Below are 17,857 nucleotides of genomic sequence, written 5' to 3' on the forward strand. Positions count from 1 at the left end.
TGTCTCCTGCCTCCGAACCGACCGGACACACCTCAGTCCGGAACCCTCTTTTGCCAGACGCCCGGAGTACGGCTATGGAGTGGAAACTGTTCGCACACCTCCGGGACGCAGCCGACGGCCAGTCGGTCAGCGTCGATATCGAGGCGGACGCCACGGTCGGCACAGCGCTCGATGCGCTGCTCGCGGCCCGACCGGCGCTCGCCGAGGAGGTGCTCGACGAAAACGAGGAGCTGGCCGACCACATCCGGGTGCTCGTCGACGGCGAAGACCCCTTCGCTACCGGCGATGGGCTGGCGACGGCAGTCGACGAGGAGACGGAACTTGCGTTGTTTCCGCCGGTCAGTGGCGGCTGATACGGATCGGCAGCGGGCTCAGTTTTCCAGCGGCCCCGGCGCCGTCACGTTCGAGATGACGATACGGACGCCGTCCTGATATTCAGTATCGAGTGTTACGTCCCAGCCGTGGGTCCGTGCAAGCATCCGCAAGTTCGGGAGCGTCATCCCGGCCGCAGCGTCCGGTATCGCGCCGCCGTACTCGAAAAAGGCGTCCGACGCTGTCTCGCCCGCCGGGGTGCCGTCATCGGTGATGACGATCTCGTCAGCCTCCCGTTTGACCGTGACCGTCGACGCGTCGTTGTGTGCCGCGAACGTGAACCCGCTCTCGAAGAGGTCTCGCAGGCGTGTCGGGTCGGCGATGACCTGTCCCTCTACGTCGGCCGCCATCGTGAGGCCGTTGGTGTCAGCACGTTCCCAAGCCCCGTCGACGATTGGCCTGAGGTCGACAGCCGTCGTCTCGTCGATTGTCTGTCCATGTCGAGCCAGCGTCGCGAGTCCGTTGACGATTTCGGACATCCGTTCGGCCGTCTCGGATGTCGACCGGAGGGAGTCTCTTGCCAGGTCCACCTCGCCGCGGTCCAGAGCGTTGCCGGCGACGGAGACACGACCGGTGATTATCTGGAGCGTGTTCAGAAGCTCGTGTCTGATTGCAGTGGCGAACCCCTCCAGTTGTTCGTTCTGTCTGTCAAGCTCGCGGCGACGCCGTTCGCTTTCGGTCACGTCGGTGAACACGAGCATCCGACCGATATTGACCTGTCCCAGCGAAAACGAGGTGTCGCTGACGAGGTAGTACTCTGCTCCGCCACCACGGTTTCGTTCGAGAATCTGCTCGTCCGTTTGCAGTATTTCGGTGACGGCCGGCAGCACCGTCTCAAGGTTCTGTCCGCGGCTCCCGGACAGGGCCGGAAAAAGCCGCTGTGCCTTGCCGTTTGCCTCCTTGATATAGCCGTCATCATCAAGATACACGACCGCTTCGTCGACGCCATCGGTCAACTGGACGGCGAGAAACGCCTCGTCGTACACGTAGAGGACACCGAGCGCGAACAGTGCCACACCGAGCGGTTCGTGGTTGATATCGAGGAGGAGGTCGCTGACGTACCCGACGATATCGAGGATGACCGGCAGCGCTGTAATCCCGACAAGAACCCCGAGCGGACGGGTGTCGTAGTCCGCTTCGAGGAACAGTTCGAACAGCATGAAGAAGCCGACAGTGACGAGCGCGTAGGAGAGCCCTGTCACCACCCAGTGAAACACGCCGTGTGTAATTGCCAGGTGCGGGAACGGGTCGGAAGCGAACTGCGTGGCGAAATAGAGCCCGTGAAACGGATTGGTCAGCTTTACCGCAACGACAGCGAGATACACGCTGACAGCGACCGCACGGTACAGTCGGTTCCGGTGGAATGCCCGCCCGGTGTACGCCGAACAAAAGTATAGCCACGCGCCGACCGTCGCGAGCCCGACGACGAGGCTGCCGAGGTAGAACGCGTATCCGAGCGTCCCGGGCGTGATCAGGAAGCCGAGTTGCAGCGCCGCCCAGCCGCCGCTACAGAGGAGGAGTCCGACCATCCCGCGGCGAGTATCCGGGTCTTCCATGCGAGCTGCTCTGTAGAGCCCGACACCGCATCCGGCTGCCGCGAGGGCGTATGCCGCGACGTACGCGAGAAATGCCGGAGAGCTCCCGATCAGATTCATCTACCTATGGTATGGAAAGTCTTTCAATGAGTGTTGTGTCCGCGTTATCGCCTATGATAACTCTCAGAGGTCGCGGATTTCGAACACGTAGTCCGGACACTCGCTGATGTCTCCGCCGGCGTACGCAGCCTGGGCCACGTGTCGCGGTGTCTCGGGGATGAGGACTCGTGTCCCGTCGACGCCGAGCCTCGCTGCATCGGCAGCGATCGCATCGAATAGGGCCCGTGCAGCGTCGACGTTGCTCCATACCCCGACTGCGTACTCTGCGAGCCGTTCGCCGTCAGCGTCGGTCGTCCGGGCGCGACACGCCATCCCCTGTGGCTTCTCGCCGACGGTCAGGACCGCCCGTTCAGTCGCTAGCCGGTCGAGCGTCTCCCGCGTCAGCGTCGAGAGCGCCCAGCTCTCTCCGCTGTCGAGCGCGAGCCCTGACAGGATATCCCGACCGTCGCTCCCCTGCCAGTAGCGCCACGCTGTCGTGGGGTCGTTCCCGACAGACATCTCGGGCGTTACGTCGGCCGGCTCGGGGTGTGCCCAGCGGAACGACGTGACCGCTTCGAAGCCAGCAGCCAGCGACTGGCCGAGCCCGGCCTCGTTCCAGGAAAACACCATGCTTCGACCGACTGACGCGCCGGCAGCGGCCGCCCATTCGAGGAGGTGGTCGGTCAGCAGCGACCCGAACCCCTTCCCCCGGTGATCCGAGTCGATGCGCATGCCCTGAAACCACGCCTCAGTCTCGGTGAGTCTGACGGCCTGCGCGATGCCAACGGCGTGGCCGTCAACGTCGACGACGAGGGTTTTCCGGTCCGGGCCGTCGTCGTCGACCCAGTCGTAGAACACGTCCGGGATGTAATCAGCCATCGCGCGGTCGGCCCAGACATCGCTGGTCAGGTCGACAATAGCCTCGTAGTCGTCGTGACAAGCCGTCCGAACAGTCGGCGACATACCGTTGGACTCGCCCGCGACAATAAAAAAGAGACGCTCCGCGGAGCCACACCGTGACTACTGCGCCGGTCCCAGCGCTACAACCAGGGTGTCGAGCACTGCTGAATCTCGCCGGCAAGGGGCTCTTGCATCGTATCGGCCACGTCGTCGCTGTTGGCCAGCGCCCACATGAGCTTGACCTTCGCTGTACCGGGGAGCATATCTTCGCCCTCAGTGACGCCGGCGTCAAGCAGGTCCCGTCCGGTATCGTAGACGCGGTCACAGACCCGGCCTTCGAGGCACTGGCTGGTCATGACGACCGGGATGTCCAGTTCCTCAATGGTCCCGATCCAGTCGGTGTTGACGTGGCCAAGCCCCGTGCCCTCGATGACAACACCCTCACTGTCCTCTGCGGCGGCTTCGAGCAGCGACGGGTCCATCCCCGGCGAGAACTTCAGGAGTTCCACGTCGGTCTCGATGTCGTCGTGCAGCGCCAGGTCGGCGGCGTCCCGTTCGGTGTACTCACGGTGGAACGTAACCGTGCTCTCGCCGTCGATGTCGTAGTCGACCTCGCCAAGCGGCTTCGCGCCGACTGTCTCGAAGGCGTCCCGGCGCGAGGTGTGGTTCTTCCGGACGCGGGTGCCGCGGTGGAGCGCACAGCGGTCGTCGGACTCGTCTGCGTGCATACAGACCAGCACCTCCGCACAGTCGCTCGTCGCAGCCTCGACCGCCGAAACAGCGTTCATCACGTTGTCCGAGGACGGGCGGTCCGCCGACCGCTGGCTGCCAGTAAACACGATTGGAACCGGCGTGTCGAGCATGAACGACAGCGCCGACGCGGAGTACTGCATCGTGTCGGTTCCGTGCATGACGACGATGCCGTCTGCGCCGGCCTCGATTTCCTCGTGGACCGCCTGCGCGAGGTCCTGCCAGACGGCCGGGGTCATGTTCTCCGAGAGAATATTCGCGACGACGCGGCCGCGGTAGTTCGCCATCCCGGCGAGGTCCGGGACCGCTCGCAGTACGTCCTCTGCGTCGAACTGGGCCGTCACTGCACCGGTACGGTAGTCGACGGTCGAGGCGATGGTCCCGCCGGTGGAGATGAGCGACACCGTCGGGAGGTCGTCGTCGAATTCGATTGCCGACTGACTCTGTTCGTCCTGCGCGCTCTCGACGTCGTACACGTCCGACTCCAGCACGTCGACGGATGCGCCCTCGCGGTCGATACCGACGTTGTACCCGCCGTCGAGTTTGACGACGAGGTGCTCGGGCGTACTCGATGGAAGCAACACGCCCTCGTATGTCTGGGCCGCGCGCTCGACGCGGACCCGGTCGCCTGCGTTCATGCGCGGCACTTTCCGCCGGTGGGACTTGAACCCACTCGTTTCGCCGAGCCTTTTCAGCTATACGCCGGACCTGACGACGACCCGCGGCTCCGGTGTGTGGGGCAGTTCGCAGTCGGACTCTCAACACACACGATACCAAACCACAATGTTATCTCACTCGACATGCTCCTAACACGTATGGCAGACAACAAGAACGGGCGCGAAGCGCAGGCTCGAAACGAGGAGCGCCGCCAGCGCGAGCGCGCTATCGCCGAGGAGCTCGAGCGCGCGGACGAGCCCGAGCCGCCAGTCGACTCGACGGAACTCGCGTCCTTCGAGACTGAACTCGACACGCTCGAATTCTCGGCATCAGCGGCTACGGTGGTCGATGCGGTTGGCGATTACGAGATCAAGTCGGCCGAGGGAACGCACACCGTTGCGGATCTCTTGCCCGATGCAGCGGTCGAGTCGTTCGACTCGCCGGCCGAGGTCCGGACCCGAGTCCAGCGGCCGACCGTAGCGGGGGCGATGAAACGGATTGTAAAGGCTGCCGACAGGTATCAAAACGCGTCGTTCGGTGCCTCACAGCGCGACGGGTACGAGCGGACGTTCCGGGCGCTGCAAGCTATCGATGCGGATGACGACGACGAAGGCATTCGCGCTATCGCCGACTGGATTATTGAGCACATTCACGAGAACGAGACGCTACCGGGGTCCCGCGACGTGCGCCGACGGGCGTCGGAGTTCTGCCGGTCGAACGGTTACTCGGTTCGCAACGACGACTGGCTCGGTATCTGAGCGACACACCGCCGTCTCCCTGACTGCCGACAGGCCCCAAAAGGACCATACTACTCGCCGTCCCATACTCAGTATGGCCGAACGAACCGAGGAGCGGACCCGCGACGCGGACGCGCAGTCGGACGGTGACCTCGGCGTCGATGTCGGCACGACGGAATCAGTAGAGACGGACGTCGCTGTCGGGGAATCACGCGACACGACGTCGTCTATCACCGAAACGTCCACCACAGACAGCGGCAGCTACTTCTCACTGCGGGCGCTGCTGTTCGCCTTCGGCGCGGTCGGCGGCGGGATGGTGCTTGGCGGACTGATACCGCTCGTGCCGTTCACCGAACTGCTCGGCATCGTACTCGGCGGATTCGTCTACGGACTGCTCGCTAGCGAGCGCCGATACGCCGAACTGGGGCTGGCGGGCGGTGTCAGCGGCGGCGCAACGGCCGTTCTGTCCCTCCTCCCACAGCTTGCTGCGGGACTGAACGGTACCAGACTGTTCGCCATCGCCGGTGGGGTCGGTCTCGTCCTCGCGCTCGTCGGACACTACTTCGGCCGGGACCTTCGCAGTGGGCTGACGAGAGACCTGTAGCTTTTCAGGCGACTGTGCCGGTCAGTATCGCGACCGTGCTTGCTGCATTTGCTGCAGTGCATTCCACGGTCCCGTCGCTCGGACTGCAATAGAGGTATCAGACAAACGCTGTTGAAATCTTCTGCCCGTCTTTCGTTTGTGACGGCTCGCTACGATTTCGGCGTGAACGGACGTTTTCGGTGCGACCGATTGTCTCCGTCTTGTCGAACACATCTATAACTTGTTCAATAGTCCAAAAAACAAATAATAATATGATTATACGTTGTTTTCTATGGCCATCTAACCACAATATCTTGAGTTGACAACTCTTATAACTCTCGTATGTAAATCCCGGACCAGAACGTATGGCACCAGAGACATACGGGCTTATCAGCCTGTTCCCGGCGATGCTCGCGATTGTACTGACGCTGTTCACTCGCCAAGTACTCCTCTCGCTGTTTGCAGGCATCTGGATCGGCGCGACGGTGCTCGTCGGCTGGAATCCAGCCGCCGGAGCCGCCCGGAGCCTCCAGTTCGTCGTGGATAACGTGACTGAGCCGTTCAACGTCAAGCTGCTCCTGTTCACGTTCCTCATCGGGGCAATGCTGGGGATGATCTTCCTCTCCGGCGGGATGAATGCGCTGGCGTCACAGATGGTCAAGCGTATTCGGACTCGTCGTCAGGCGGCGCTTGGCACGTCGCTACTGGGAATGACGATCTTCGTCGACTCGTACGCCTCGACGATGATCACCGGGTCTGTCATGCGCCCGATCACTGATAAATTCGACATCAGCCGCGAGAAGCTGGCGTACATCCTTGACTCCACCACTGCACCGACCGCGTCGATATCGGTCGTCTCGACATGGCTCGGGTTCGAGGTCGGGCTCATCGCCGAGCAACTCACCACGATTGGGGTGGAGCGAAGCGCGTTCCTGCTGTTCCTCGAGTCGATACCCTATCGGTTCTACAGCCTGCTCGCACTTGCGATGGTTTTCATCGTCGTCATCGCGGACTTGGACTTCGGGCCGATGGCGAAGGCTGAACGCAGAGCAAAGGAAGAGGGCAAAGTCCTCGGTGACAACGCGGACCCACTCATGGAAACGCAGGAGGACGATATCGTCACGCCCGACCACGTAGAGCCACGGTGGTGGTACTTCGCAGCACCAATTGCCGCACTCGTGGGGGTGACCGGGTTCTCGCTGTATTACTCTGGTGGCGGGTTCGCTGGCCGGAGTCTCACCGATGCACTGTCGAACGCGGCCACCGCTGACGCAATCGTCTGGGCCTCGTTCTCGGCCTGTCTGGTCATTCTGACAATTCTGGTCGGACACGCACGGATTGCGGTCGATAAAGTGAGCGATGCCATCTTCGAGGGATTCAAAATGGTGATGTTCCCCGTTGCGGTGCTCTCGCTCGCGTGGTCCATCGGTGCTGTGAGTCAGGCACTCGGTGTCGGTCCCTACGTCGTCGCTATCAGCGAGGGAATTATCACAGCCGGGATGCTGCCCGCCATCATCTTCCTCAGCGCGGTCATTATCAGCTTCAGCATCGGCACGTCTTGGGGGACGATGGGTATCCTGTTCCCTGTCGCGATACCGCTCGGACACGCTCTCGGCGCGCCGCTTGCCCCAGCTATCGCAGCGATCCTGACCGGCGCGCTGTTTGGCGACCACTGCTCGCCCATCTCCGACACGACAGTGATGTCGAGCATGTTCGCCGCGAGTGACCACGTCGACCACGTGAACACCCAGATTCCCTATGCAGTACTGGCCGGCATCGTCGCAACCGGGCTGTTCCTGCTGGCCGGCTACGGCGTTTCGGCGTACATTGCGCTCCCCGCCGGACTGGTCGCTGTCGGGTCTGTGACGTACCTGCTCTCAGAACAGCTCTCGGTCGAAGTCCCCAGTTCGTACGGTTCGAACGCGGACTGAGACGGTCCGCTCTCCGAAACACCGTTTGGCTCAGACGATTTCCCAGCCGTCGTCGGTCCGTTCGACCACGTCGTCCTCCGCCAGCCGCGTGAGCGCTTCCTCGACGATTTCGGGCGGGGCCTCAATCTCTCGGGCCAGCGCTGGAACGGTATCGATACCGTTTGCGAGCCCGCTGACCAGTTCTGCGTACAGTCGTCCGTCGCCGTTCTCGAAGCCGGAGTCGATGCGGTCCCGTACGTCGGTCATGCGGGCTTGCACCCATCGCTGAGCCAGCGACAGTTCGTTCTCTAGCTGCTGGAGATGCTCCAGTTCGCGCGCCAGGTCGTGAAAGTCCCCGTCAGATGTGGCCCCAACGTCTATCGAGAGGTGGCGACAGGAGGGCATCTCGAACTCGGGGTTTGCCGGATAGGCGCTTTTGGTACCAAACTCGTACGGAGAGACGCGGACCTCCAGACGGAGGTTCCGGGCGATAGAGAAGTACTTTCGGCGTTGGTCGTCCGTCCGGGAGTCGACGAGGCCGGCGTCTTCGAGCTTCTGCAGGTGGTCGATGACCGCTTTCGGACTGACACCGATGTACTCGCTGATTTCGGTGACGTAGCAGGGTTTGTGTGCGAGTAGTTTGAGAATCCGCCGGCGATTGGCGTTTCCAAGGAGATTGAGTAGCTCGGCGGAGTCCATCGATACGTAGGTAGCGGGTCACGGTTCAAAAGTATGACTCTCGTCGGGCGGTTTGCTGGTGTGTCCCCCGCTCAGCGACCGGGTAGGCCCGCGACCCCTATGCGCCGCCGTTCCCGTTGCCCTGACTGCCGCCGTTTCCTCGGTCATTGTCCTGGCCGTTGCCGCCGTCGTTTCCTTGGTCACTACCCTGGCCGCTTCCTTGGTCACCGCCGTCGTTGCCCCCGTCGCCTCCGTTATTTCCCTGGTCCCCGGCCTGGTCGTTTCCGCTATCGTTTCCCTGCCCCTCCCCGCTGTCGTTCCCCTGGTCGCCTTCGTTACCGTTCTGGCTGGTATCGCCGTCGTTGCTCTGGTCGTTTCCGTTATTTCCCCGGTCTCCTTCGTCACCGTTTCCCTGGTCCCCGGCCTGGTCGTTGCCCTGCTCACCCCCGTCGCTGCCTTGGTCGCTCCCGTTACCGTTTCCCTCGTCGTTGCCCCCCTCGCCCGCATCACCGTCGGAATCCGTCTCGGACGAGCCGTCGGCCCCGTCGTTTCCGGATTCGTCGGCGTCAGAACCGTTCTCCCCGCCAGCGCCGTTTCTGGCATCGTTGCCGCTGTCGTCGCTGTCCTCGGTGCCGGACGCTCCACGCTCCCCGTTTTCGTTCCCGTTGCCCCGTTCCGCCCCCCTGTCAGACTCGTTTCCCTCGTTCCCGGCCGCGCCGTCTGCCCCCTCGCTATCGCCGTCGGTACCCCTGTCAGCGGGTGGGTCTCCCTCGGTCTCGTTTTCCTGCTGTCCGGGGGCATCGTCAGGTGGGCCTCGCTCGCTACTGTTTCCCTGCTGTCCGGGAGCCTCGCCGGGCGGGCCTCGGTTGCTCTTGTTGGCACCCCGGTCGGGCGTCTCGGCTGGCGGCCCCCGGTCGCTATCGTCGACTCCGGCGCCGTCGGGCGGTCCTGCTTCGCTCCGGTTGACGCCAGCGTCGTCGGGCGGTCCCTGTTCATCCGGGCCAGCGGTCCCCGGCGGTCCGGCGATACCCCGAGCAATCGATGCGACCTGCTGACCGGAAAGCTTGCTTGCGTTTTGTTTCAACCGTTCCAGTGCAGTGTCGTTTACACCGGTCTGTTCGGCCGCTGCATCGGTATCGTTAATCGCGGTCTGCAGGCCCGCAATCTCTGCGGTGAGTCGGCTCTGCTGTGCCACGTAGGCCTGCTCACTGATGCTTCCGTTCTCGTATCGCTGTTCGAGCGTGGCGTTTCGCTCCTGTAGCCGTTCGAGCCGGCGTTCGAGCGAGCCCGCCCGCTTCGTGACCAGCTCGGCTCGTTCAGTGCCGTTCGATTGGTTGTATGTCGACCGCCACATCCCGTTCTCGACCGTGTCGTTCGCGGCGGCAGCGTTCGACTGGAGGAACGCCGTGAGTTGCGTTCCCATTCCGCTGGCAGACTCGTTCTGCGTGGCCACTGTCTCCGTTGCGGTCTCCTGCGCTGTCACGGCTGGGAGGCCGACAGCGACAGTCCCGACGAAGACCAGCACTGTGAGGAGCGTGGCCTGGCGTGGGCTCATTCCTATTCCTACTTCGACCCTCCCACATCAAAAAGAAACGCCTTCGTTCGTGTCGTTCATCAGCCCCTGAAACAACCGCAGATAGTCCAAGAGTGTTTACGAACGTATTTAACGCGGCTTCCCCGACGGGAGCAGTCGCCAGGCGAGTCCCACCGACAGCACGGACAGCGCGACGGTGGCGACCGGCAGCGCGAGGCCGGGCTCGTAGCGCAACGGCGGATGATATCCGAAGGCGTAATCGAGCACGTCGTTGCACAGGGCCAGCACCAGCGCGGTCACGAGCGCGCCCCTCGTCGTTCGGGCGTAGTGGGGAACTAACAGCCCTTCGGCGATGAAGCCGAGGTGGGTGATGATGATGCCGAAATACGCCCACGGCGCGGGGAAGTACGCGTCGAAGCCGATATTTAACGCCACGACAGTCCACAGCCCCATCTTTACCAGCCAGACCAGCGCAATCGTGTGGAGGTACGCAAGCGGGACCGTCAGCGGGACCTCGTCGAGCGACTTGCCGAGAAAGGGCAGAAGGGTAGCGACCGACAGCGTCATCAGGAACAGTGCGGCCGGCGAGTCGGCGTACAGCGGCCAGAGGAACGTCGACACCTCGGGCATCGTCTCGACGTAGTACCGGATGCCGACGAGCATCGCCACGGCGTTGACGACCAGCAGCCACACGAGGCTCGGTGTCTGTTCGAGGTAGTACCGCGCGTACCGACGGGGCAACGGCCCCCGCTGCTCGCTCATGGGTCGACTCGGGACCGCTCGCGGCAAAGCCCTGTCGGACGGGAGTCGCTATCGAGCCACCGACTGTGCGTTGCCGCTGTTTGCACGGCGGCAAAAGGCTGCCGGCGAAGACTTATGTATGTGAATGGCACACATACACCTGCACCGATGTTCGAACAGTTTTCGCGTGGATACTACCTCGGCCGCCTCTACGTCGAACCGAGAGATGACGCGGCGGCCGCGATGTGTCGCGAGCAGCACGAACGAGTGAACGAACAGTTGTACGCCTCCGGCGAAGGGGTCGAACGCACAGACTATCCGCTGGTAATGAAACTCGGCTCCCAGCACTTTGCCGTCCACGGAGATGCACAGGTCCCGGCGGACACACTCGTTGTTCCCGAACCGATGCTCGAAGACGCCAACGTCCGGAACCCGCCCAGCCTCGAAGAAGTATTTCTGGCGAAAGCGGACCACGCCGCACAACTGCTCTCTCTCTCAGAGGGCGCGACGATACTCCCTGACACTGCTGTTTGAGCGGGTGAAACTCCGCTTCACTGCGTTCTCATTGGCTACCGGACGGACCGGAATTTTGAAACGTGGGATAAGTAGGTTATACGCTTAAGCTACAGAGCAATGCGGTTCGGGGGCCTCTCTTCACATGTATGTCACAGCGAAACCACGCTGAGGAGCAGGATAGCGCTACTGACTCCAAATTCTACCTCCCCGCCGGCGTATCTCCATCGCATGGTGCCGGCTGGCCCGAACGTCTCTGGGCGCTGCTGTTCAGCCATCGCGTCTGAACCGGTGACACCGCCGTACGGGAACCCGCCGGCTCAGCGGGCACGTATCCCGCTCGGACCGGCCGGACGAGACACGGAAATCGGGCCGACTCGGCCCTCACGGCCAACCGACTCAGTTAAATTAGCGCACGACTACCCTCAGCTAGTACCAAGAGTTTGGGACGGATTTCCGCCGACGTGTCCACCACGTAATTGCACGCGCTGGCACACACCACTCTACAGACACATGACCGATATCAAGGCGGTCGTCCGAGCCGAACATCCCGACATCGTCCTCACACAGACCGTTTCCCACGACCGGAGCTCGAAAGTCAGGTCCGTGTCTGAGGCGGGCACGGACCCGACGTCGGGCAAGTTCTTTTACCACATTGAATCGTCCGACTTCCAGCAGTTCGAGGACGGATTACGGAACGACAGCACTGTCGGGGACTTCGAACGCGTCATCGAAACCAGAGACGACGAGGCCATCTACAGCTTCGAGTACACGGACGAAGCAAAGATCCTCTCCCCCGTCATCTCGGCCGCGAACGGGGTTATCCTCGACATGGAAAACGACGGGAGCGCGTGGATACTGACGATATGGCTGCCCGAACGGACGGCTCTCGCTCAGCTGTGGGACTACGCTCAAGAGAACGACATCGACATCGATCTGCTGCGCGTGAACGAGTACGCCAGTCTGGGAAACACGGACGCAGGGCTGACTGACAGCCAGCGGGAGGCGCTCCTCGTCGCACTCGAAATGGGGTATTTCGAAGAGCCGCGGAACGCGACTCTCAGCGATGTCGCCGCCGATCTGGATATCTCTCAACCCGCGGCCGGCGGTCGCCTTCGGCGCGGCATCAGGCGGCTCATCATCTCCTCGCTGAGAGACGACGACGAACCGCCGGACTGAGTGGTAACGCTTCGATGCAGTTGCGGTCCGGGAAGTCACTTTTAAGCCTGTCCCCGTCTGCCATCCAGTCGATGCTTGACCGGTTGCTGGGACGAGCGTCGCTGAAAGAGCGGGTCGCCGAACTCGAGGAGGAGAACCACCACCTCGAACGACAGCTCGACGCCGAGAAGGAGCGCCGTGCCGACGCAGCGACCGAGCGCCAGCGGGCCGAGGCCGAGGTCAATCGGCTGGAAGACCGGGTGGCTGAACTCGAAGACCGCGTCGAGCGCCTGCAGGACGAGGAGGGCGAATCGACGTTCCGGGCCGAGGAGACGCTCAGTCGGGCCCGTCTAAGTGAAGTACTCACTCGGCTGGAATCCTTCGAGACAGAGCCGGAAGGCGTCTTTACTGCCTATATCGACGCGGAGCGTTCCCTGCCCGGGCCAGTTCGGGACGCCTTCGGCGACCGCGCATCGCTGGTCGCCAGCGCCGCGCCGTGTCTAGCTGTGACGGATGACGCCGGCCTCCTGTCGGCGTGCCTGTCGGTCCCTTCGCCGCCGTCGCCGTTCACCGGGTGGGGCGACACCGTTCGGCTGGAGCGGTCGTGGTTCGAACCGACCGGTGAGCACGTCGTCGCGCTGGTCCGCTCGGACCTGTTCGCCATGGGCGAGTACGACGGCCGCGAGCGGACGGCGTTCCACGGCTTCGACTCGGAGCTGAAAAGCCAGCACTCCAAAGGCGGCTTCTCACAGAGCCGGTTCGAGCGGCTTCGGGACCAGCAGATCGACTCCCATCTCGACCGCTGTCGGGCCGCTATCGAGGAGGTGTCCCCCGACCGGCTGTACGTCGTCGGCGAAGGGTCAGTCATCCACGAGTTCGAGGACCTCGCGACGGCGACGAAGCCGGTCGACGCGACCGGGGAGCCTGCCGAGGCACTGGACGACGCCGTTCGGTCACTGTGGACTGTTCGGTTGCGCGTTCCGTAGCTCAGGACCTGTTCAGCCCGGCCCCGTCGGTACCGGTTCCGTAGCTTTTTCGCGGGGCGGCGACTCTGTCCGGCTATGGCCGTAGCCATTTTAACACACGACGCCTTTCCCGACCGGGCCAAGACAGCGGTCGGGTTGTTGCGGTACGGTGACCGAGCAGTACACGCTCTCGTCGACCGCGAGCGGGCCGGACAGCGCGTCAACGACACGCTCCCGGACGTGCAGGACGCCCCTATCGTCGCGTCGATGGCCGACGCGCCCGAGGTGGACGCGCTCGTCATTGGCATCTCTCCAATCGGCGGTGAGTTCGACGAGTCCTGGCGAGAAGACGTTCGCACAGCGCTCGAACGCGGCTGTGACGTGTACGCTGGGCTGCACGACTTCCTAGCCGACGACGAGGAGTTCGCCCGCCTCGCCGAGGAACACGACGCCGAACTCCACGACCTCCGCAAGCCACCAGAGGACCTGACTGTGGCGGCGGGCACCGCCGGCGATGTGGATGCGACAGTCGTCACAACTGTCGGCACCGACTGCTCGACGGGGAAGATGACTGCGTCGTTCGAGATCCGCGATGCGGCCCGGGAGCGCGGCCTCGACGCCGCCGTCGTTCCGACGGGTCAGACCGGCATCGCCATCACTGGCTGGGGCATCGTCATCGACCGTGTCATCGCCGACTACGCCGCCGGCGCGGTCGAGCGGCTGGTCGAAGAAGCGCAGACGGCGGACCTCCTCGTCGTCGAAGGGCAGGGTGCGCTGGCCCATCCAGCCTATTCGGGCGTGACGACGAGCATCCTCCACGGGTCGGTCCCGGATGCGCTCGTTATGTGCCACGAAGCTGGCCGCGAGGCCATCCACGGCTACGAGTCGTTCGATATTCCGCCGCTCTCCGAGTACGTCGACATCTACGAGCGCCTGGCCGCGCCCATCTCGGACGCGTCCGTCGTCGCGGGCATGCTGAACACCCGCCACCTCGACGACGGTGCGGCCGCGGATGCTGTCGCAGGGTACAGTGACGCTCTGGACGCACCGGCGACTGACCCGGTCCGCCACGGCGTTCCGGACGAGGTACTGGACGCCATCCTATGAACTGGCGCGTCGACCGCCTCGAACTGCCGCTGTCGAACCCGTTCGGTATCTCGCGAGAGACCAGCGAGACCAGCGAGACCGTCGTGGTCGAACTTACCCACGAGGGAACTACAGGTACCGGGGCCGTCACGCCGTCAGCGTACTACGACGAGAGTGCCCAGTCAGTGGCCGAAACGCTCCCCGAACTCTGTGAGACCGTCGACCGCATCGGCGACCCACACGCGCAGCAACGCATCGAGCGGGACCTCGACGAGCAAGCGCCGGGTCAGCCTGCCGCACGGATGGCACTCTCTATCGCTGTCCACGACCTCGCCGCTCGGCAGCTGGACCTGCCGCTGTACCGGCAGTGGGGCCTCGACCCCGATGCGGTCCCGCCGACCACCTACACAGTCGGCATCGACTCGCCCGAGCGGATGGCCGAGAAAGCATGGGAGGCGGCCAACAGCGGCTTCGGTCACCTGAAGGTCAAACTCGGGACCGACGACGACCGGGCGCGACTGGACGCGGTTCGGGATGCCGTCCCCGACGCCGAGATACGGGTTGACGCCAACGCCGCCTGGACCGTTCACGAGGCTATCAACAAGGCGGACTGGCTCGCCGACGCTGGTGTGACGATGCTGGAACAGCCGGTCGAGGCCGACGACATCGACGGCCTCCGCCGCGTGACCGACGCGACTGAGATTCCCGTCGCCGCCGACGAATCCTGTGTGACAGCGTCAGACGTACCGCGGGTCGCTGACGCCTGTGACATTGTCAACGCCAAACTGGTCAAATGCGGCGGCCTCAGGCCCGCAACACGGCTGCTCAACGCCGCTGCGGCCCACAATCTCGACCTGATGCTCGGGTGTATGGTCGAGTCCAACGCCAGCATCGCCGCGGCGGTCCATCTCACACCGCTTGTCGACTATGTCGACCTCGACGGGGCGCTCTTGCTGGCATCAGACCCCTACGACGGCGTGCCGCTCGACGGTGCCGTGTTCGACCTCACTTCGGTGTCGGCCGGCACCGGTGCTCGGCGGGCGCGAGACGCGTAGCTGCGAGACAGTACCGATAAAAATCCGGTTCGGAGTGTGATGTGGCCCGCTTATGCCGATTCGACTGCATTTAGCAGCTCATCGTAGTCCGGCTCGTTGGTCGGGTCGTCGGCGACCCAGCTGTAGGTGACTTCGCCGTCGTCGTCGACGACGAACACGGCGCGGTTGGCGACGCCGAGCAGCCCGAGGTCCTCAATGTCGATTTCGAGGCCGTAGTCCTGAATCGCCGACCGGCCCATGTCACTGAGCAGGTCGAACTCCAGCCCGTGCTCGTCGCGGAAGGAGTTCAGCGAGAACGCCGAGTCGGCGCTGACGCCGAGGACCGTCGCGCCGGCGTCGTGGAAGTCCCCGAGGTGTTCCTGCAGGGCCACCATCTCGTTGGAACACGGCGGCGTAAACGCGCCCGGGAAAAACGCGAGCACGACCGGCCCGTCGCCCAGGTGGTCGCTCAGTTCGAAGTCCTCTACCTCACCGTTCGCGATTGTCGCCGAGATGTCCGGCGCGGTGTCGCCTGTGGAAACCATCACCCGAATATAACGGCGTCGTCCGAATAAATACCCGCCATCCGGCAGGGCGACCCCGACTCCCTGCCGCCGCTGACCGGCCGCCTACAGCCACTCTTCGAAGGCGTGGTGTTCACGGGTCGCATTGATGTAGTCCCGCTGCATCGACGCGATGGCTGCCGAGAGGTCGTCGCCGTCGTCGAGGGACTCGCGAACGCGGGCGATCTTCCAGTCGCTCGGGGTCGTCCCGGCGTCGTATCGGGCTTCGATAGGCCCGAGGTACTCGTCAATGCGGGCCTCCGGGACGCCTTGCTCTGCCAGTCCCAGACGGGCGTACTCGAAGACCTCGTCGTAGATGGCCGCGCGGTCGGCCGTCCGCTCGCCCTCGGCGGTCACCCACGACAGGTCGGCCTCGAAGCCGTCCTGTGCGGCGTTGTAGAAGCTCCGCCTGGCTTCCTGCCACGGTAGTTCCGCGGCGGGGTGGTCGGCGGCGACCAGCCCGCGGATGAGGCCGACCGTCAGCGCCTGCAGCCCGATCATATCCTTGGCGTGGGGCTGGGTCGGGAGGGGACGGTACTCGATGCGGAGCGACTTTTCAGTGCTTGCTCCCTCGACCGGCGTTCCGCCGGCGACACAGCGGAGCCAGCGCCAGTAGGTCCCGCGCTTGTGGTCGAACTCCCAGAACTCGTCTTCGAACGCCGCCCGGTCGTCGTCGTGCAGGAACTCGCGGAGGAACGGCGCGAACAGGTCGTCGTCGACGACGCGGCCGACAACGTCCGTCGTATCGTCGAGGTCCCGTGGGACCCGGACCTTCGGGTTCTCACTGGTGTTGACAGACTGCTCGAAAGCCGCGATGCGGAGTTCGTGGTGGGTGTTCGCACAGAGCCACTCGCCGTCGGTGTCGCCGTACATATCTGCCGGGAGGAACGGCGAGTTCACCGATAGCGCAAGCAGCGGTCCGAGCGTCCGAATCGCGGCGTTGTAGTACTCGGGGAACGCCTCGGCGTCCGGAACCTGAAGGTGGGGCTGGATCGAGGTGGCCAGGGACTCGAACAGAATCGTTGGGAACGACCCGCTGTACCCCGGCACGTCGAACTCAATGGTGCCGCCGGCGTGGTCCAGCGCCTCGTTGTCCAGTGCCACGTATCTGGGGGCCTGCCGCATGTTGTCCGCGAGGACAACCCCGTCCCTCGTCTCGTGTGCCGAGAGGTACGCCTCGCTGCCCTCCTCGGGCGGGACGGTCCACATCGCATCAAGGACGAGTTCGCAGTTGTGTTTGCTCGCCTGCTGGCGGGCCTGTTTCGTCTGCATCTCTACCGCCGTCGTCTGGACCTCCATCCCGGTCTGGTCGAAGCTGTTTGGCTCGGTGTTGACCTCGGCGTTGTGCACGCCCAGTTCCTTGTTGGCCTCGCCCTCGAACACCACGTCGGGCAGGCGGGTCAGCCGTCCCTCCCAGTCCTCGGGGTCCATGTACGGCTCGTCGTCGTCCTCCTCGACGGACGACTCGACGGCCGGCTCGGCCTCCTCCTCTGGCGTCTCCGGTTCGTCCTCGGCCAGCGGACTGTCCGGGTCGATGTCGAGCGACGGCCCCTCTCCGGGGCCGAATGAATCCTCGGGCTCGTCAGCGGTTTCGGCAGCGTTCTGGTCCGATGGTTCGTTTCCAGCGGGTTCGAGAGAATCGCCCTCGTCTGGCGCAAGGGGCCCTCCGTCACCGTTTGGTTCCAGCGATGCGCCGCCGCCACCTTCTGGCTCTGCCGGCGCGTCGAGCGACCCGCTCCAGGCCGCTTCGCCCGATTCGCTCAGGTCGTCGTTCAGACCTGCTTCGGCGGTTTCCTCGCTATCCTCCGCATCGTCCGGTTCGGGCGGGTCCGGCTCCGCGTTGATGGCGTACAGTTCGATTTCCAGACCGACGGAGAACGCCTCGTTGTCGAACTCCCCGGCCTCGATGGCCCTCCGGAGCTGCATCGCCTGTTCGTCGACCCGTTCAGTGAACGCCGCGGCAGTCTCGTCAGCGAGCGACCGGGTCACTAGGTCGACGATATCGTCCATGCTCGGTACTGTGTGGGTTCTTCCACTATAAG

17 protein-coding genes are annotated in these 17,857 nt (G+C 64.0%); 9 read left to right on the plus strand and 8 right to left on the minus strand.

Annotated features, from left to right (window positions below):
* Positions 1 to 74 precede the first annotated feature (74 nt).
* Positions 75 to 353: a ubiquitin-like small modifier protein 1 gene (locus DVK01_RS09225; protein ID WP_101349376.1), complete on the plus strand. Its 279-nt coding sequence runs from the start codon at positions 75 to 77 to the stop codon at positions 351 to 353.
* 18 nt (positions 354 to 371) lie between these two features.
* Here the strand turns inward: DVK01_RS09225 and DVK01_RS09230 are convergent, their stop codons facing one another.
* From DVK01_RS09230 to gatD, 3 genes are all read right to left on the minus strand, one after another.
* Positions 372 to 2,027, minus strand: coding sequence for a histidine kinase N-terminal 7TM domain-containing protein (locus tag DVK01_RS09230; RefSeq protein WP_121536435.1), 1,656 nt, complete (start codon positions 2,025 to 2,027; stop codon positions 372 to 374).
* A gap of 63 nt (positions 2,028 to 2,090) precedes the next feature.
* Positions 2,091 to 2,969: a GNAT family N-acetyltransferase gene (locus tag DVK01_RS09235; RefSeq protein WP_121536437.1), complete on the minus strand. Its 879-nt coding sequence runs from the start codon at positions 2,967 to 2,969 to the stop codon at positions 2,091 to 2,093.
* A gap of 77 nt (positions 2,970 to 3,046) precedes the next feature.
* The gene (gene gatD, locus DVK01_RS09240) at positions 3,047 to 4,294 is read right to left on the minus strand and encodes a Glu-tRNA(Gln) amidotransferase subunit GatD (protein WP_121536439.1); all 1,248 of its coding nucleotides are present in this window, start codon (positions 4,292 to 4,294) and stop codon (positions 3,047 to 3,049) included.
* A 177-nt stretch (positions 4,295 to 4,471) separates the two neighbouring features.
* Between gatD and DVK01_RS09245 the strand changes: the two genes are divergently transcribed.
* The 3 genes from DVK01_RS09245 to DVK01_RS09255 all read left to right on the plus strand — a co-directional run bounded on the left by DVK01_RS09245 (position 4,472) and on the right by DVK01_RS09255 (position 7,564).
* The gene (locus tag DVK01_RS09245; RefSeq protein ID WP_121536441.1) at positions 4,472 to 5,071 is read left to right on the plus strand and encodes a hypothetical protein; all 600 of its coding nucleotides are present in this window, start codon (positions 4,472 to 4,474) and stop codon (positions 5,069 to 5,071) included.
* Positions 5,072 to 5,144: 73 nt separating this feature from the next.
* Positions 5,145 to 5,654: a hypothetical protein gene (locus tag DVK01_RS09250; RefSeq protein ID WP_101349381.1), complete on the plus strand. Its 510-nt coding sequence runs from the start codon at positions 5,145 to 5,147 to the stop codon at positions 5,652 to 5,654.
* Positions 5,655 to 5,998: 344 nt separating this feature from the next.
* Positions 5,999 to 7,564, plus strand: coding sequence for a Na+/H+ antiporter NhaC family protein (locus tag DVK01_RS09255; RefSeq protein ID WP_101349382.1), 1,566 nt, complete (start codon positions 5,999 to 6,001; stop codon positions 7,562 to 7,564).
* A gap of 30 nt (positions 7,565 to 7,594) precedes the next feature.
* Here the strand turns inward: DVK01_RS09255 and DVK01_RS09260 are convergent, their stop codons facing one another.
* The 3 genes from DVK01_RS09260 to DVK01_RS09270 all read right to left on the minus strand — a co-directional run bounded on the left by DVK01_RS09260 (position 7,595) and on the right by DVK01_RS09270 (position 10,517).
* Positions 7,595 to 8,242, minus strand: a complete 648-nt coding sequence (locus DVK01_RS09260) for a metalloregulator ArsR/SmtB family transcription factor (protein ID WP_101349383.1) — start codon at positions 8,240 to 8,242, stop codon at positions 7,595 to 7,597.
* Positions 8,243 to 8,339: 97 nt separating this feature from the next.
* Positions 8,340 to 9,776, minus strand: coding sequence for a hypothetical protein (locus DVK01_RS09265; RefSeq protein ID WP_121536443.1), 1,437 nt, complete (start codon positions 9,774 to 9,776; stop codon positions 8,340 to 8,342).
* A gap of 108 nt (positions 9,777 to 9,884) precedes the next feature.
* The gene (locus DVK01_RS09270) at positions 9,885 to 10,517 is read right to left on the minus strand and encodes a DUF1405 domain-containing protein (RefSeq protein ID WP_101349385.1); all 633 of its coding nucleotides are present in this window, start codon (positions 10,515 to 10,517) and stop codon (positions 9,885 to 9,887) included.
* Between the two features lie 147 nt (positions 10,518 to 10,664).
* Between DVK01_RS09270 and DVK01_RS09275 the strand changes: the two genes are divergently transcribed.
* The 5 genes from DVK01_RS09275 (at position 10,665) to DVK01_RS09295 (ending at position 15,273) form a co-directional block, all read left to right on the plus strand.
* A complete protein-coding gene (locus DVK01_RS09275) occupies positions 10,665 to 11,030 on the plus strand; it encodes a DUF5802 family protein (protein WP_101349386.1) in 366 nt (121 codons plus the stop codon).
* A 492-nt stretch (positions 11,031 to 11,522) separates the two neighbouring features.
* Positions 11,523 to 12,188 carry a helix-turn-helix domain-containing protein gene (locus DVK01_RS09280; RefSeq protein ID WP_101349387.1) on the plus strand — a complete coding sequence of 222 codons (666 nt, stop codon included), beginning with the start codon at positions 11,523 to 11,525 and terminating at the stop codon, positions 12,186 to 12,188.
* A 71-nt stretch (positions 12,189 to 12,259) separates the two neighbouring features.
* Positions 12,260 to 13,153, plus strand: coding sequence for a Vms1/Ankzf1 family peptidyl-tRNA hydrolase (locus DVK01_RS09285; RefSeq protein ID WP_101349388.1), 894 nt, complete (start codon positions 12,260 to 12,262; stop codon positions 13,151 to 13,153).
* 75 nt (positions 13,154 to 13,228) lie between these two features.
* Entirely contained in the window at positions 13,229 to 14,239 is a 1,011-nt protein-coding gene (locus DVK01_RS09290) for a DUF1611 domain-containing protein (protein ID WP_101349389.1), read from the plus strand.
* Entirely contained in the window at positions 14,236 to 15,273 is a 1,038-nt protein-coding gene (locus DVK01_RS09295) for a dipeptide epimerase (RefSeq protein WP_101349390.1), read from the plus strand. Before DVK01_RS09290 ends, DVK01_RS09295 begins: the two co-directional genes overlap by 4 nt.
* Positions 15,274 to 15,323: 50 nt before the next feature.
* Here the strand turns inward: DVK01_RS09295 and DVK01_RS09300 are convergent, their stop codons facing one another.
* Both DVK01_RS09300 and DVK01_RS09305 read right to left on the minus strand, forming a co-directional pair.
* Entirely contained in the window at positions 15,324 to 15,797 is a 474-nt protein-coding gene (locus tag DVK01_RS09300) for a peroxiredoxin (protein WP_101349391.1), read from the minus strand.
* An 84-nt stretch (positions 15,798 to 15,881) separates the two neighbouring features.
* Entirely contained in the window at positions 15,882 to 17,825 is a 1,944-nt protein-coding gene (locus DVK01_RS09305) for a hypothetical protein (RefSeq protein ID WP_121536445.1), read from the minus strand.
* Between the last annotated feature and the right edge of the window lie 32 nt (positions 17,826 to 17,857).

The sequence above is a fragment of the Haloarcula sp. Atlit-120R genome (assembly GCF_003665885.1).
In the GTDB taxonomy this organism is placed as follows: domain Archaea; phylum Halobacteriota; class Halobacteria; order Halobacteriales; family Haloarculaceae; genus Haloarcula; species Haloarcula taiwanensis.

What these genes read in the sequence shown, in the direction of transcription:
- DVK01_RS09295 (WP_101349390.1), top strand. Translation starts at nt 14,236, where the DNA reads ATGAACTGGCGCGTCGACCGCCTCGAACTGCCGCTGTCGAACCCGTTC.
- DVK01_RS09290 (WP_101349389.1), top strand. Translation starts at nt 13,229, where the DNA reads ATGGCCGTAGCCATTTTAACACACGACGCCTTTCCCGACCGGGCCAAG.
- DVK01_RS09250 (WP_101349381.1), top strand. Translation starts at nt 5,145, where the DNA reads ATGGCCGAACGAACCGAGGAGCGGACCCGCGACGCGGACGCGCAGTCG.
- gatD (WP_121536439.1), bottom strand. Translation starts at nt 4,294, where the DNA reads ATGAACGCAGGCGACCGGGTCCGCGTCGAGCGCGCGGCCCAGACATAC.
- DVK01_RS09225 (WP_101349376.1), top strand. Translation starts at nt 75, where the DNA reads ATGGAGTGGAAACTGTTCGCACACCTCCGGGACGCAGCCGACGGCCAG.
- DVK01_RS09275 (WP_101349386.1), top strand. Translation starts at nt 10,665, where the DNA reads ATGTTCGAACAGTTTTCGCGTGGATACTACCTCGGCCGCCTCTACGTC.
- DVK01_RS09260 (WP_101349383.1), bottom strand. Translation starts at nt 8,242, where the DNA reads ATGGACTCCGCCGAGCTACTCAATCTCCTTGGAAACGCCAATCGCCGG.
- DVK01_RS09230 (WP_121536435.1), bottom strand. Translation starts at nt 2,027, where the DNA reads ATGAATCTGATCGGGAGCTCTCCGGCATTTCTCGCGTACGTCGCGGCA.
- DVK01_RS09265 (WP_121536443.1), bottom strand. Translation starts at nt 9,776, where the DNA reads ATGAGCCCACGCCAGGCCACGCTCCTCACAGTGCTGGTCTTCGTCGGG.
- DVK01_RS09280 (WP_101349387.1), top strand. Translation starts at nt 11,523, where the DNA reads ATGACCGATATCAAGGCGGTCGTCCGAGCCGAACATCCCGACATCGTC.
- DVK01_RS09285 (WP_101349388.1), top strand. Translation starts at nt 12,260, where the DNA reads ATGCTTGACCGGTTGCTGGGACGAGCGTCGCTGAAAGAGCGGGTCGCC.
- DVK01_RS09245 (WP_121536441.1), top strand. Translation starts at nt 4,472, where the DNA reads ATGGCAGACAACAAGAACGGGCGCGAAGCGCAGGCTCGAAACGAGGAG.
- DVK01_RS09255 (WP_101349382.1), top strand. Translation starts at nt 5,999, where the DNA reads ATGGCACCAGAGACATACGGGCTTATCAGCCTGTTCCCGGCGATGCTC.
- DVK01_RS09305 (WP_121536445.1), bottom strand. Translation starts at nt 17,825, where the DNA reads ATGGACGATATCGTCGACCTAGTGACCCGGTCGCTCGCTGACGAGACT.
- DVK01_RS09235 (WP_121536437.1), bottom strand. Translation starts at nt 2,969, where the DNA reads ATGTCGCCGACTGTTCGGACGGCTTGTCACGACGACTACGAGGCTATT.
- DVK01_RS09300 (WP_101349391.1), bottom strand. Translation starts at nt 15,797, where the DNA reads ATGGTTTCCACAGGCGACACCGCGCCGGACATCTCGGCGACAATCGCG.
- DVK01_RS09270 (WP_101349385.1), bottom strand. Translation starts at nt 10,517, where the DNA reads ATGAGCGAGCAGCGGGGGCCGTTGCCCCGTCGGTACGCGCGGTACTAC.